This window comes from Microbacterium aquilitoris, assembly GCF_031932285.1.
GTDB lineage: Bacteria > Actinomycetota > Actinomycetes > Actinomycetales > Microbacteriaceae > Microbacterium > Microbacterium aquilitoris.
The window spans coordinates 1,096,791-1,111,187 of record NZ_JAUZVT010000002.1; the positions used below are offsets into that span (position 1 = coordinate 1,096,791).

The window sequence follows — 14,397 nt, forward strand, 5'->3', positions numbered from 1 at the left end:
GTCAGTCCTTCGCCGCGTCGACCCGTACCTGCAGGTCGAGGCGGAAGTCGAGGGGGATGTCGCCGAAGAGGAGTCGGGTCGCCGCGTCCGCGGCCTGGCGCACCGCCTCCGCCGCCTTCTCCGCATGGGCGGCGGGTGCGTGGACGATGACCTCGTCGTGGAGGAAGAACGCGAGATGCGCCTGCCGCGCGTGGAGCGCGCCCGACAGAGGTGCGGCATCCTCGTCACCGACGAACGGTAGCAGCGCGAGCCTCGCCCGCAGATCGCCGAGCCACGCGAGGGCCCATTCGGCCGCGGTTCCCTGCACGACGAAGTTCCGCGTGAACCGGCCCCGGTCGCGCGCGATGCGCCGGGCCTGGGTGCGGTCCGTCTCGGTCGCGTCGGGATCGCCCGCTCGACTCTGCACCGCGCGCCATCCGGGCGACGGAGGTGGACTGGACCGCCCGAGCCAGGTCGAGACGACGCCGCCCTCCTCCCCCACACGGGCTGCGTCGTCCACGAGACCCATCGCTCGCGGATACGCCCGTCGGAGCGCCGGGACGAGGCGGCCGCTGTCCCCCGTCGTCGCTCCGTACATCGCGCCCAGCAGGGCGAACTTCGCCTCGGAGCGGGTACTGACCACGCCTCGCGAGACGATGCCCTCGTAAAGGTCGGTATCGCGCGCGCTGTCGGCGAGGGCGGCATCCCGCGACATCGCCGCCAGCACCCGAGGCTCGAGCTGCGCGACGTCGGCGACCACCAGCGTCCATCCCGGGTCAGCGCGGACGGCGGGTCGGAGCTGCCGCGGCAGCTGCAGCGCCCCGCCGCCCGACGACGCCCACCGGCCGGTTACGACGCCGCCGGGGACGTACACGGGACGGAACCGACCCTCCGGCGCCCACTCGTCGCGCCACGCCCACCCGTTCGCCGTGTACATCCGCATGAGCCGCTTGTACTCCAGGAGCGGTGCGACGACCGGGTGGTCGTACTCCTTCAGCTCCCACTTGCTCGTCGACGTCGCGGCGACGCCGACGCGATGGAGCGCCCGCAGGAGCTTCGGCTGCGAATCGAGACTGGCGCCGGGATCCCCGAGAAGACCGCGGATCTCGCCCGCCAGGGCGACGATGCGCGCAGGTGGCCGGCCGCCGGAGTCCCGCTCGCCGAGCATCGCGGTCAGGATCTCGTCGTGGACCCGCCCGTCCCACGGCACGCCCGCCGCGTGCATCTCGGCCGCGACGAGGGCACCGACGGACTCCGCCGCGACGAGCAGCCGCAAGCTGGGAGCACCGGCGCCGATCACCCGCCGTTGCCGCTCGAACTCGGCGACCGCGGCATCGATGTCGTGCGGCGCCTCGCGGGAGCCGGGGTCGAGATCGAAGAGGGCGCTCGGACCGTCGTCCGAGACGGATGCCGCGGCATCCCACTCCGTCGCCCGTCGGAGCGCGTCGGTGTCGAATGCGAGGGCACTGTCACGCAGGATCGCGTGGGCGAGGCGGAGGTCGTGGCAGCGGGTGACGCGGACTCCCGCTGCGATCAGCGACGGATACCAGTGCGAGGTGTCGCTCCACACCCACCGCGTCGTATCACCCGCCCGACGGACGTGCTCGCGGAGGGACGACGCATCGACGAGCACACGGTCGACCGCCCGCCCGGCGACATCGAGCGAGACGAGGGCGATCCGCCCCTCGGAGGCGCCCACGACGATCCACGGGACGGGACCGTCCGAGGGAGCTTCCGGATCGGTCAGAGCCCGGAGTCCTCGTCGCGAACGAGGATGCAGCCGCACTCCGGGCACGTGACGACGTCCTCCTCCGCCGCGGCACGCACGACGTTGAGGTCGGTGCCCGACAGGACCATGTGGCAGCCACCGCACGTGCGACGCTGCAGGTGACCGGCACCGTTCCCGCGAGCGGCGAGGCTGTCGTACATGCCGACGAGGTCGGCGGGAAGCGACGCGGCGATCGCGGCACGGTCGCGGGTCGCAGCCTCGAGACGCGTGGTCGCCTCGGCGACGGTCGCCTTGGCCTCGGCGCTCAGTCGCGCCCCCTCTTCATTGACCGACGCGATGAGGGCCTCCTGCTCCGCCACAGCGGCTTCGGCGGCCTCGAGACGCTCCATGACCTCGAGCTCGGCGTCCTCCAGGTCGCTCTTGCGCCGGGCGAGCGAAGCGATCTCGTGCTCCAGCCCCTGGGCGTCCTTGACGCTCGACGTCGCGGCGAGCAGGTCGTTGTCGCGCGCGGTCCGGGCGTCGACGACAGCGACGTCGGACTGGATGCGGGCGAGTTCGGCCTTCGCATCGTCGCGCTCACCGAGCCGACGCGTCAGCTCGGCCGAGTGGGTCGCGCGCTCCGCCAGCAGCTCCTTCACGCGTGCGGCCTGCGCGGGGTTCTGTTGCGCGTGATCCGCACGGCGCACGGCGATGTCGGCGTCGGCGAGATCGAGGAGGCGGCGCTGGTCGGTAAAGCTGGCTTTCACGTCCTCCAACCTACCCCGCGGGCGACCGGCCGTCGGGGCGACGGCTTCAGACAGGATGCCGCGACGCACTAACATTGCGTGCCGGAATCGCGCGGGAGGAGAACAGCATGAGCGTGCTGCGCACCAAGACGGTCGAACAGTCGATCGCCGACACCGAAGAGCCCGAGTTCAAACTCAAGAAATCGCTCTCGGCCCTCGACCTCACGGTCTTCGGCGTCGGCGTCGTCATCGGCGCCGGGATCTTCACCCTGACCGGACGCGCCGCCCATGAGGTCGCCGGCCCCGCGATCGTCATCAGCTTCGTCGTGGCCGCCATCGCGTGCGGGCTCGCAGCCATGTGTTACGCCGAGTTCGCGTCCACGGTTCCCGTGTCGGGTTCGGCCTACACCTTCTCCTACGCATCGCTCGGCGAGCTCTTCGCCTGGATCATCGGATGGGATCTGATCCTCGAGATGTTCCTGGGGGCGAGCGTCGTCGCGCAGGGGTGGAGCGCCTACCTCGGATCGCTCATGGAGCAGCTCGGCGCCCCGATCCCCGCCGCGATCGGATACGGCGGGTCTATCGACCTGATGGCCGTCCTCCTGGTGGTGGTCCTCGGCGTGCTGATCACCGTCGGCATCCGGGAGTCCCTTCGGGTGAACCTCGTGCTCGTCGCCGTGAAGCTGTTCATCGTCCTGTTCGTGATCGTCGCGGGACTGATGTTCGTCAACCCCGCGAACTACTCCCCCTTCGTGCCGGACGCAGCTCCCCGCGAGACCGCCTCGGGACTCACCCAGCCGCTCCTGCAGTTCTTCTCGGGCATCGAGCCGACCGCGTTCGGCGTCGGCGGCATCTTCGCGGGCGCCGCCCTCGTGTTCTTCGCGTACATCGGGTTCGACGTCGTCGCGACGACGGCGGAGGAGACCAAGCGCCCGCAGCGCGACCTGCCGATCGGCATCATCGCCTCGCTCATCATCTGCACGGTGCTCTACGGCGCCGTCGCTCTCGTCGTCACCGGCATGGTGCCCTACGACAAGCTCGACCCCGCCGCCGCGCTCGCCAACGCGTTCGCGTTCCACGGCCAGACCTGGATGGCGACCGTCATCTCGGCGGGCGCCGTGGCCGGCCTCACGACGGTCGTGCTGACCCTCATGATCGGTGCGACGCGCATCATCTTCGCGATGTCGCGCGACGCCCTCCTGCCGCGCGGGCTCGCGAAGGTACACCCCCGGTTCCGCACCCCGTGGGTCATCTCGGCGATCGTGACGGTCATCGTCGCCCTCGTCGCCGGCCTCACGCCGGTCGGCGTGCTCGAGGAGATGGTCAACATCGGCACGCTGTCGGCGTTCGTGCTCGTCTCGGTCGGCGTCATCGTCCTCCGCCGTCGGCGTCCGGATCTGGAGCGCGGCTTCCGCGTCCCGCTGAATCCGTGGCTGCCGGCGCTGTCGGTGATCGTCTGCGTCTATCTGATGCTCAACCTGACCGTCGAGACGTGGCTGCGCTTCCTCATCTGGCTCGCCATCGGCTTCGTGATCTACTTCGCGTACTCACGTCGGCACTCGCGTCTCGGCAAGGGCGGCGACCTGTACATCGACCCCGCGACACCGAAGGTCGCCGGTCGGGACTGAGGGGAGCGGCGGGATGCCGGTGGTGGGCCCTGCCGGGATCGAACCGACGACATCCACGGTGTAAACGTGGCGCTCTACCAGCTGAGCTAAAGGCCCTGACGTACCGAGTCTAGGGCGCCCGCGCGGCGTCCAGCACCGGGCCGTATGGGTAGGCTGAGGACAAGCGAGTTGTGCGCGGCGAACAAGCGCGCCCTCGCTCGATCCCTCCTTCCTGGCACGATCTGCCAGGCGACGAAAGGCCTCTTGTGACTGTCAACGATCAGGATCCGTACTCGCAGGGCCCGCAGGACAGCGACCCGGAAGAGACGTCGGAGTGGCAGGATTCCCTGCGCCAACTCGTCGACGCCCGCGGAGCGAGCCGCGGCCGCGAGATCATGCTGAGCCTGCTGCAGAGCTCGCGTGAACTGCACCTCAACGTCCCGCAGGTCCCCACGACGGACTACATCAACACGATCCCCGTCGACAGCGAGCCGGAGTTCCCGGGCGACGAAGAGGTGGAGCGCCGCTACCGCAGCTGGATCCGCTGGAACGCCGCCCTCACGGTGCACCGTGCGCAGCGCCCCGGCATCGGTGTCGGCGGCCACATCTCCACGTACGCGTCGTCGGCGGCACTGTACGAGGTCGGCTTCAACCACTTCTTCCGCGGTCCGGACCACGAGAGCGGTGGCGACCAGGTCTTCTTCCAGGGGCACGCCTCCCCCGGCATGTACGCCCGCTCGTTCCTCGAGGGCGGCCTGACGACGCAGCAGCTCGACGGGTTCCGCCAGGAGGCATCCGCTGCCCCTCACGGCCTGCCGTCGTACCCGCACCCGCGCCTCATGCCGGACTACTGGCAGTTCCCGACCGTCTCGATGGGCCTCGGTCCCATCAACGCCATCTACCAGGCGATGACGAACAAGTACCTCACCAACCGCGGCGTCAAGGATCTCTCCGACGCCCACGTGTGGGCTTTCCTCGGGGACGGCGAGATGGACGAGGTCGAGAGCCGCGGCCAGCTGCAGGTCGCCGCCAACGAAGGCCTCGACAACCTCACCTTCGTCGTCAACTGCAACCTGCAGCGCCTCGACGGCCCTGTCCGCGGCAACGGCAAGATCGTCCAGGAGCTCGAGAGCTTCTTCCGCGGTGCCGGCTGGAACGTCATCAAGGTCGTCTGGGGTCGCGAGTGGGACGACCTGCTCTCCCGCGACCAGGACGGCGCGCTGCTCAACCTCATGAACAGCACCCCCGACGGCGACTTCCAGACGTATAAGGCCGAGAACGGCGCGTACGTCCGTGAGCACTTCTTCGGCCGCGACGAGCGCGCCGCAGCCCTCGTCAAGGACTACTCCGACGAGCAGATCTGGAACCTCAAGCGCGGTGGCCACGACTACCGCAAGGTCTTCGCGGCGTACAAGGCGGCCATGGAGCACAAGGGCCAGCCGACCGTCATCCTGGCGAAGACCGTCAAGGGCTACGGGCTCGGCCCGCACTTCGAGGGGCGCAACGCGACGCACCAGATGAAGAAGATGACGCTCGACGACCTCAAGCTGTTCCGCGACCAGATGCACATCCCGCTGACGGACGCCCAGCTCGAAGAGAACCCCTACGAGCCGCCGTACTACCACCCGGGCGCCGAGGACGAGACCATCAAGTACATGGTCGAGCGGCGTCGCGCACTGGGCGGCACGCTTCCGCAGCGTCGCAGCACGCACACCTCGCTGAGCCTCCCCGACGACAGCGTGTACGCGCTGCCGAAGAAGGGATCGGGCACGCAGGAGGTCGCCACCACGATGGCGTTCGTGCGGCTGCTCAAGGATCTGCTGCGCTCGAAGGACTTCGGCCACCGCATCGTGCCGATCATCCCCGACGAGGCACGCACGTTCGGTATGGACGCGTACTTCCCGACGGCGAAGATCTACAACCCCAACGGGCAGAACTACACGTCCGTCGACCGCGAGCTGCTCCTGGCCTACAAGGAGAGCCCGCAGGGTCAGATCATGCACGTGGGCATCAACGAGGCCGGCGCCCTCGCCGCCTTCACCGGTGTCGGCACGTCCTACGCGACCCACGGCGAGCCGCTCATCCCGGTCTACGTCTTCTACTCGATGTTCGGCTTCCAGCGCACGGGCGACGCTCAGTGGGCCGCCGGCGACCAGATGGCGCGCGGGTTCATCATCGGCGCCACGGCCGGCCGCACCACCCTCACGGGTGAGGGCCTGCAGCACGCCGACGGCCACTCGCACCTGCTCGCCTCGACCAACCCGGCGACCGTCTCGTACGACCCGGCCTACGGCTACGAGATCGCGCACATCGTGCAGTCCGGTCTCGAGCGCATGTACGGCGGGGAGCACGAGGACCCGAACGTCATGTACTACATCACGGTCTACAACGAGCCGATCGTCCAGCCCAAGGAGCCGGAGGATGTCGACGTCGACGGCATCGTCCGCGGCATCCACCGCGTCTCGACCGGTGAGGGCGAGGGGCACCGCGCCCAGATCCTCGCGTCGGGCGTCGGCCTGGCGTGGGCCCACGAGGCGCAGAAGCTCCTCAAGGACGACTGGGGCGTCGTGGCCGACGTCTGGTCGGTGACCAGCTGGACCGAGCTCCGCCGCGACGGCCTCGCCGCAGACGAGCACAACTTCCTGCACCCGACCGACGAGCCCAAGACGGCCTACATCACCGAGAAGCTCCGCGACTCGGAGGGCCCCGTCGTCGCCGTCAGCGACTTCATGCACGCCGTCCAGGACCAGATCCGCCAGTGGGTCCCGCGCCGTTACGCGACGCTCGGTGCCGACGGCTTCGGCTTCTCGGACACACGTGCCGCGGCTCGTCGTCAGTTCAAGATCGACGGTCCGTCGATCGTCGTGCGGACCCTGCAGGCCCTGGCCGAGGACGGCGTCGTCGACCGCGGACTGTCGGCACAGGCGATCGAGAAGTACCGCCTGCACGACGTCAACGCCGGCACCTCCGGCAACGCGGGCGGCGAAGCCTGACCCGCGCGATGACCGAACGGCCGACCGCCCAGGAGAAGGCGGAGACACTCGCGTGGCTCCGCCGGATCTCGGGAGATCTCGCAACCACCACGCTCCGGAGGCTCGAAGAGTACCTGCCCTGGTACGCCGAGATGCCTCCGGGGCGCCGGTCGGCCGTCGGTCTCGTCGCCCAGTCGGGCATCTCGTCCTTCGTCGACTGGTACGACGACCCGAACTCGACGCCGTGGATCGCGGCCGACGTCTTCGCGTCGGCGCCGCGCGAGCTGCTGCGGAGCATCAGCCTCACCCAGACGCTCCAGCTCATCAAGGTGACGGTCGAGACCACCGAGGAACGCGTCGCCGGACGGGGCAACGGACTGCGCGAGAGCATCCTGCTCTACTCGCGCGAGGTCGCCTTCGCCGCGGCGGACGTCTACGCCCGGGCTGCGGAAGCACGCGGCTTGTGGGATGCCCGCCTCGAAGCGCTCGTCGTCGACTCGATCCTCACGGGTGAGGCCGATGAGGAGCTCCCGAGCCGCATCGCCGCCCTCGGCTGGCACGGCCACGGCGAGGTCGCGGTCCTCGTGGGCACGACTCCCCCGCAGCTCGACGTCGACCAGGTGCGCCGCACGGCGCGAAAGCTCGGCGTCGACGTCCTCATCGGAGTACAGGGATCCCGCCTCGTTCTCGTCATCGGTCGGGCCGACCAGAGCGGCCGCGAGGATGCCGAAGAGCTGCCCTTCGCCGAGATCGCGACGCGCCTCGAGCCGGGGTTCGGAAGCGGTCACCTCGTGCTGGGGCCCACGGCATCCGCTCTGCTCGACGCAGGGCTGAGCGCCCGGGCGGCCCTGGCCGGATTCGCGGTCGCCAAGTCGTGGCGGAACGCCCCGCGCCCCGTGGACGCCGACGACCTGCTTCCCGAGCGCGCTCTCGCGGGCGATCCGCTCGCGAAGGCCACGCTCATCGAACGGATCTACCGCCCGCTGCAGGCGCACTCGACGGATCTCGTCACGACGCTCTGGAGCTACCTCGACAACGGTCGCTCGCTCGAGGCGACGGCCCGCGAACTGTTCGTACATCCCAACACGGTCCGCTACCGACTCAAGCGGGTCTCCGACGTCATCGGATGGGATGCCACAGGTCCCCGTGAGGCTCTGATCCTGCAGACGGCGCTCATCCTCGGCTCGATCGGCGGCGACGTGACCCGCCGTCGCCCCGTGCGCCGAACCTGATCTCTGTACGACTCGAACAAACGGATCGCACTTTCTTGTGCGCTCACCGACAGCAACGACGACTCGAACTTGCAAGGATGGAAACCGTGATCATCGCCGTCTTCCCGGGTCAGGGCTCTCAGACCCCCGGGTTCCTCACTCCGTGGCTGGAGACCGAGGGCACCCGTGAGCTCCTCGAGCAGTACTCCGCCTACGCCGAGGTCGACCTGGTCGCGGCGGGCACCGAGTGGGATGCCGACCGCATCCGCGACACCAAGGTCGCCCAGCCGCTCATCGTCGCCGCCAGCCTGCTGTCGTGGCGCGCGCTGGTCGACGCCGGTCATCGCCCCCACGGAGTCGCCGGACACTCCGTCGGCGAGATCGCCGCGCTGGTCGCCGCCGGCGTCCTCTCGGAAGAAAACGGCATGCGCCTGGTCGGCATCCGCGGCCGCGCCATGGCCGAGGCCGCCGCTCTCGAGCAGACCGGCATGAGCGCCGTCGTGGGCGGCGACGAGGCCACCGTCCTCGCCCGCCTGGAAGAACTCGACCTGACGCCGGCCAACTACAACGGCGGCGGACAGATCGTAGCCGCAGGGGCGCTCCCGGCTCTCGCCGAGCTCGGCTCCGACGCGCCGCGCGGCAGCCGCGTCATCCCGCTGCAGGTCGCAGGCGCATTCCACACGCGGTACATGGCGCCGGCCGTCGACACCCTCCGCACGGCTGCGGCCTCAGTGGAGGCATCCGATCCCACTCTGACGCTGTGGAGCAACCGCGACGGTGGGACCGTCTCGGACGGCCGCGCCGCACTCGACCTCCTCGTGGCGCAGGTTGCGAACCCCGTCCGATGGGACCTCTGCATGGCCTCGTTCGCCGACAACGAGGTCGCCGGCATCATCGAGCTCGCTCCCGCCGGCACCCTCGTCGGACTCGCCAAGCGCGGGTTGCGCGGCGTACCGTCTGTTGCGGTGAAGACGCCCGAGGACCTCGCCGCCGCGAACGCCCTCCTGACCGGAGAGAACGCATGACCCCCCAGCTGATCCAGCCCACCGGCGCGGCGCACACCCGCATCTACGCGTACGGCGCCGCCCGCGGTGAGAACGCGGTCCCCAATGAGGACCTGATCGAGCCGATCAACTCGAGCGACGAATGGATCCGTCAGCGCACCGGCATCATCACGCGGGTACGAGCGGATGCCGGTACCACGGCGATCGACCTCGCGTCGGACGCCGCGGCCGAAGCCATCGAGCGCTCCGGCGTCCCGGCCGACAAGATCGACGCCGTCATCGTGGCGACGATCTCGAACCCCAAGCAGACCCCGTCCGTGTCGGCGATCGTGGCCGACCGCGTCGGCGCGAATCCGGCCGCCGCCTACGACCTGAACGCCGCGTGCGCCGGATTCGCCTACGGCGTCGCGCAGGCGGACGCCCTCATCCGTGCGGGTGCCGCGCACTACGCGGTCGTCATCGGGACCGAGAAGCTCAGCGACGTCGTCGACCCGACCGACCGCTCGATTTCGTTCCTGCTCGGGGACGGTGCCGGCGCGGTCGTCATCGGCCCCAGCGACAAGCCCGGCATCGGCCCGACCATTTGGGGATCGGACGGCTCGAAAGCGGATGCCGTGGGCATGAACCACACGCTGACCGAGTTCCGCGACGGTGTCGCCCCCTGGCCGACGCTCCGTCAGGAAGGGCCCACCGTGTTCCGCTGGGCCGTCTGGGAGATGGTCAAGGTCGCCCGGCAGGCGATCGAGGCCGCGGGGATCACGCCCGACGACCTCGCGGCCTTCGTGCCCCACCAGGCCAACATGCGCATCATCGACGAGTTCGCCAAGCAGCTGAAGCTGCCCGACACCGTCGTGATCGGTCGCGATATCGAGACGACGGGCAACACCTCGGCGGCATCCATCCCGCTGGCCACCCACCGTCTTCTCGACGAGCACCCCGAGCTCAGCGGCGGCCTCGCCCTGCAGATCGGTTTCGGCGCCGGGCTCGTGTTCGGCGCACAGGTCGTCGTCCTCCCGTGACGACGGCCGTCCCCCACCTAAACTGACTACCGGCCCGGCTGGGCCGACCCCCACAGAAGGAGAAATCCCATGGCATTCACCAACGACGAGGTCCTCGCCGGCCTGGCTGAGCTCATCACCGACGAGACCGGTATCTCGTCCGACGAGGTCGCCCTCGAGAAGTCGTTCACGGACGACCTCGACATCGACTCGATCTCGATGATGACGATCGTCGTCAACGCCGAGGAGAAGTTCGGCGTCACCATCCCCGACGACGAGGTCAAGAACCTCAAGACCGTCGGCGACGCCGTCACCTACATCACGTCCAACCAGGCCTGATCCGCGCGTCCGGTGGGGGTCCGCCCCCACCGGAGCAGCACGAGGGAATCATGAGCAACACGCGAATCTTCGTCACCGGCATCGGTGCGACCTCCCCCATCGGCGGCACCGCCAGCGAGAGCTGGGAGGCGCTCCTCGCCGGAGCGTCCGGTACCCGCACGCTCGAGCACGACTGGGTGGAGCAGTACCAGCTGCCCGTCACGTTCGCCGCCGAGGCGAAGGTGCGACCCGAGACGGTCCTCGACCGTCCCGTCGCCAAGCGCCTCGACCCGTCCTCGCAGCTCGCGATGGTGGCGGCGAAGGAGGCCTGGGAGGATGCCGGCGCGCCCGAGGTCGACCCCGAGCGCCTCGGCGTCGAGTTCGCCACCGGCATCGGCGGGGTATGGACGCTCCTCGACGCATGGGACACCCTGCGCGAGAAGGGCCCGCGGCGCGTCATGCCCATGACCGTGCCGATGCTCATGCCCAACGCTGCAGCGGGCAACCTCTCGCTGCACTTCGGCGCTCGCGCCTACGCTCGCACGTTCGCGAGCGCGTGCGCATCGAGCACCGAGTCGATCGTCAACGCGATCGAGCACATGCGGGCCGGCCTCGCCGACATCGTCATCGCGGGCGGCACCGAGTCGGCGATCCACCCCATCACGATCGCGTCGTTCGCCTCGATGCAGGCGCTGTCGCGTCGCAACGACTCCCCCGAGACGGCATCCCGTCCGGGCAGCATCGACCGTGACGGATTCGTCATGGGAGAGGGCGCCGCGGTCCTCATCCTCGAGACCGAGGAGCACGCGAAGGCCCGCGGCGCGAAGATCTACGCCGAGCTCGTGGGCGGCGGCGTCACCGCCGACTCGTACCACATCACCGCCAACGACCCCGAGGGCACCGGTGCGGCGCGAGCCGTCCGCCTCGCGCTCGAGATGGCGGATGCCTCGCCCGACGACGTCACCCACGTCAACGCGCATGCGACGTCGACCCCCGTCGGCGACCCGAACGAGTACGTCGCCCTGAAGTCCGTCTTCGGCGACCGGGTCGACGAGATGCCGGTGTCGGCCACGAAGGCGTCCACCGGTCACCTCCTCGGCGGCACGGGAGCGCTGGAGGCGATGTTCACGGTGCTGGCGCTCCGCGACCGCATCGCTCCCCCGACCATCAACATCACCGAGCCCGACCCGGCCGTTCCCTTCCGTCTGTCCGGCGACACCGTCCCGCTCGGCGACGGCGACCAGTTGGCCATCAGCAACTCGTTCGGCTTCGGCGGTCACAACGCCGTCGTGGCGTTCCGCTCGGTTTGACCCCGAACACGACGAACGCCCCCGGGAAGCCACCGGGGGCGTTCGTCGTTCAGTTCAGGCGGGGCGGTAGCCGCCCCGGTCTCCGGGAAGCCGTCCGAAGCCGGTCGAGGCCCACTCACCCCGCCTGAAAACCCGTCCGTCCATGGAGTGTCCGCTCCAGCGGAGTCGTCTCAGCCGACCTTGTGCAGCCACACGACCGGAGCGTCGTCGCTTGCGTGGCGGAAGGGTTCGAGCTCCTCGTCCCACGAGGCGCCGAGCGCCACGTCGAGCTCCCGCTGCAGCTCGCTCATGTCGCCGGCGGCGATCTCCATGGCGTAGCGGATGCGGTCCTCTCCGACGACGACGTTGCCCGAGGCATCCGTCTGCGCGTAGTGGATGCCGAGGCTCGGCGTGTGGAGCCAGCGACCGCCGTCGGTGCGGGGCGTCGGATCCTCCGTCACCTCGTACCGCAGGTGCTCCCAGCCGCGCATGGCGGAGGCAAGAGCGGCCCCGCTTCCGGCGGGTCCCTCCCAGTAGAACTCCGCGCGGCGGCTGCCCGGTTGGACGGGCTGGTCCGCCCAGTCGAAGCTGACGGCATGCCCGAGGGTACGACCAGCAGCCCACTCGAGGTGGGGGCACAGCGCGCGTGGCGCGGAATGGATGAAGATCACTCCGCGCGCGTGAGGTGTGGCCATCGATCTCTCCGTTTCGTTCAGGTACGTCTTCCCCTACGACCTGATGGAGAGTGCTGGCCGGATATCCGGTTGTGCCGCCATTATCGCCCATATCCTCGGCGAATCACAACCGTGTAACACGAGGTTCGTCGGACGTTCGTCAACCCCATGGCCCGCGGGACACGATGGGCGCAAGCTGACCGCTCGACGAAAGGACCATCATGAGCGACAACACCCCCCACACGCGCGACGCCGATGACGCTCACGCCGATGACGCACTCCCGACCGACGCCGTCAGCGACGAGGTGAAGGAGGACGCAGCCCGCGCCGGCGGCGGGGTCGCCGCCGAGGACCACGACGGTCGCTGACGCATCTGCCTCGCTCTGCCTACCCGGCCACGCGCTCCAACGGAACCGATAGCGAGGTTGCTCTGTCAAGCCCCTGCGGGTCGAACGCGGCGAGGGCGTTCGATGTGCGTGTCGAAAGGAGACATGATGAGCGATTCCATCCCCGACAAGCCGAGCCAGGCCGAAGGCGACATCCGCGACGATGACATCACGGCCGCCGAGCAAGACACCGACGAACGGGAGTCCGACGCGCAGGACGACTGAACCTACGCGATACGACGAAGCCCTCGCATTCTGCAAAGGAGCGGGGGCTTCCTCGTGCGACGCCTGACAAGTTCAGAGGCTGAAGTAGGGCGGGTGGGACTTGAACCCACGATCGTCGGGTTATGAGCCCGCTGCCTTGACCAGCTTGGCCACCGCCCCCTGTGGAGTCGAGCTTATCGCCCGGGCCGGTCTTCGTCTTTCACGGGCGGCTCCGGCCACACCTTCGAGACGGCCTCGGTGAGACGGATCGACCCCGTCGAGGGACGTCTGCCTTCGACGGCATCCGCACTCCCCCGCGTGATCGGGATCTCCTGGCTCTCGCTCACCACCTGCGGGTGGTAGCGGGCCAGCTGGAACACCCCGGTGACGGCCAGGACGCCCGCGACCGCGAAGCCGATGTACGCGCCGAGCGGTGCGCCCTGAGCCTCGTTGAGGACCGCGAGACCGATCACGATGGCGACGATCGGGTCGATGACCGTGAGACCGGCGATGACGAGGTCCGGCGGACCCGATGAGTAGGCCGTCTGGACGAAGTAGGCGCCCATCGCGGTGCCCGCGAGCAGGGCGACGACGCACAGGACGGTGAGCCATTCGAAGTCGCCGTTGGCGATGCGGTTGATGACCACCTTGGCGAGGGTCGCGACGAAGCCGTAGACCACGCCGGCCGCCACGATGTAGAACAGGGCACGCATCCGCTTGCGCAGCGTCCCCCAGAGGACGCCGAGGACCACCACGACGCCCAGCAGGATGCCGAGGACGGTCAGGAGCTGCCCGTCGCTGATGGGGCGCTCGGTCGCGTACAGCGCGGCCACCGTGACGAAGATGAAGATGCCGCCGACGCACAGCGCGATGGAGGTGATCGAGCGCCTCGTCGGCTTGTGGCCGCTGATCCGGGCGTTCAGGAGCGTCGTGATGACCAGCGAGATCGCGCCGATCGGCTGGACGAGGATCAGCGGCGCGAACGACAGCGCCGCCAGCTGGCACACGATCGCGAGGCCGAGCATCACCGTCCCGAGAACCCAGGACGGACGCGTCAGCAGACGGAGCAGCTGACTGCCGGTCAGACCGGAGACACCCGCCTGAGCCGTCAGCCGCTCGACCTTCTGCACACCGCGGTGCTGGTACTGCGCGCCGAAGGACATGAAGACCGCGCCGACGACGGCGAGCGGGATGCCGATCAGGATCGCCGGGTTCCCGAACACGCCCACCAGTTCATCGGTGAGGTCGTTGATCGGTGTTCCGGCATGAATCACGCCTCGACGATACCGGGCTCAGGCCTC

12 protein-coding genes and 2 tRNA genes are annotated in these 14,397 nt (G+C 69.4%); 8 read left to right on the forward strand and 6 right to left on the reverse strand.

Annotation, left to right across the window (positions count from 1 at the left end; all coding sequences use genetic code 11):
* Position 1: 1 nt before the first annotated feature.
* Both Q9S78_RS12195 and Q9S78_RS12200 read right to left on the reverse strand, forming a co-directional pair.
* Positions 2-1,765: a bifunctional 3'-5' exonuclease/DNA polymerase gene (locus Q9S78_RS12195; RefSeq protein WP_311870711.1), complete on the reverse strand. Its 1,764-nt coding sequence runs from the start codon at positions 1,763-1,765 to the stop codon at positions 2-4.
* Positions 1,723-2,454, reverse strand: a complete 732-nt coding sequence (locus tag Q9S78_RS12200; protein WP_311870444.1) for a zinc ribbon domain-containing protein — start codon at positions 2,452-2,454, stop codon at positions 1,723-1,725. The genes Q9S78_RS12195 and Q9S78_RS12200 overlap by 43 nt, the downstream gene beginning before the upstream one ends.
* Positions 2,455-2,561: 107 nt before the next feature.
* On the opposite strand from Q9S78_RS12200, the gene Q9S78_RS12205 reads away from it, so the two are divergent.
* Entirely contained in the window at positions 2,562-4,061 is a 1,500-nt protein-coding gene (locus tag Q9S78_RS12205) for an amino acid permease (protein ID WP_018186655.1), read from the forward strand.
* Positions 4,062-4,081: 20 nt separating this feature from the next.
* Here Q9S78_RS12205 and Q9S78_RS12210 read toward each other — a convergent pair.
* Positions 4,082-4,157 (reverse strand) — tRNA-Val (locus tag Q9S78_RS12210).
* 149 nt (positions 4,158-4,306) lie between these two features.
* On the opposite strand from Q9S78_RS12210, the gene aceE reads away from it, so the two are divergent.
* The 6 genes from aceE (at position 4,307) to Q9S78_RS12240 (ending at position 11,853) form a co-directional block, all read left to right on the forward strand.
* Positions 4,307-7,033, forward strand: a complete 2,727-nt coding sequence (gene aceE, locus Q9S78_RS12215) for a pyruvate dehydrogenase (acetyl-transferring), homodimeric type (protein ID WP_018186654.1) — start codon at positions 4,307-4,309, stop codon at positions 7,031-7,033.
* A gap of 8 nt (positions 7,034-7,041) precedes the next feature.
* The gene (locus Q9S78_RS12220; RefSeq protein WP_018186653.1) at positions 7,042-8,244 is read left to right on the forward strand and encodes a PucR family transcriptional regulator; all 1,203 of its coding nucleotides are present in this window, start codon (positions 7,042-7,044) and stop codon (positions 8,242-8,244) included.
* Positions 8,245-8,330: 86 nt separating this feature from the next.
* Positions 8,331-9,248 (forward strand): ACP S-malonyltransferase, encoded by a 918-nt coding sequence (locus Q9S78_RS12225; RefSeq protein ID WP_311870449.1) that lies wholly within the window; start codon positions 8,331-8,333, stop codon positions 9,246-9,248.
* Entirely contained in the window at positions 9,245-10,246 is a 1,002-nt protein-coding gene (locus Q9S78_RS12230; protein WP_311870450.1) for a beta-ketoacyl-ACP synthase III, read from the forward strand. Before Q9S78_RS12225 ends, Q9S78_RS12230 begins: the two co-directional genes overlap by 4 nt.
* 69 nt (positions 10,247-10,315) lie before the next feature.
* Positions 10,316-10,564, forward strand: coding sequence for an acyl carrier protein (locus Q9S78_RS12235; RefSeq protein WP_018186650.1), 249 nt, complete (start codon positions 10,316-10,318; stop codon positions 10,562-10,564).
* A 50-nt stretch (positions 10,565-10,614) separates the two neighbouring features.
* Positions 10,615-11,853, forward strand: a complete 1,239-nt coding sequence (locus Q9S78_RS12240; RefSeq protein WP_020097418.1) for a beta-ketoacyl-[acyl-carrier-protein] synthase family protein — start codon at positions 10,615-10,617, stop codon at positions 11,851-11,853.
* 170 nt (positions 11,854-12,023) lie between these two features.
* On the opposite strand, the gene Q9S78_RS12245 is transcribed toward Q9S78_RS12240, so the two are convergent.
* Positions 12,024-12,527: a DUF3145 domain-containing protein gene (locus tag Q9S78_RS12245; RefSeq protein ID WP_311870454.1), complete on the reverse strand. Its 504-nt coding sequence runs from the start codon at positions 12,525-12,527 to the stop codon at positions 12,024-12,026.
* Between the two features lie 200 nt (positions 12,528-12,727).
* On the opposite strand from Q9S78_RS12245, the gene Q9S78_RS12250 reads away from it, so the two are divergent.
* A complete protein-coding gene (locus tag Q9S78_RS12250) occupies positions 12,728-12,874 on the forward strand; it encodes a hypothetical protein (protein WP_311870456.1) in 147 nt (48 codons plus the stop codon).
* Positions 12,875-13,202: 328 nt separating this feature from the next.
* On the opposite strand, the gene Q9S78_RS12255 is transcribed toward Q9S78_RS12250, so the two are convergent.
* Both Q9S78_RS12255 and Q9S78_RS12260 read right to left on the reverse strand, forming a co-directional pair.
* A tRNA-Ile gene (locus Q9S78_RS12255) sits at positions 13,203-13,276 on the reverse strand.
* 14 nt (positions 13,277-13,290) lie between these two features.
* Entirely contained in the window at positions 13,291-14,370 is a 1,080-nt protein-coding gene (locus Q9S78_RS12260; RefSeq protein WP_020097421.1) for a DMT family transporter, read from the reverse strand.
* Positions 14,371-14,397 lie beyond the last annotated feature (27 nt).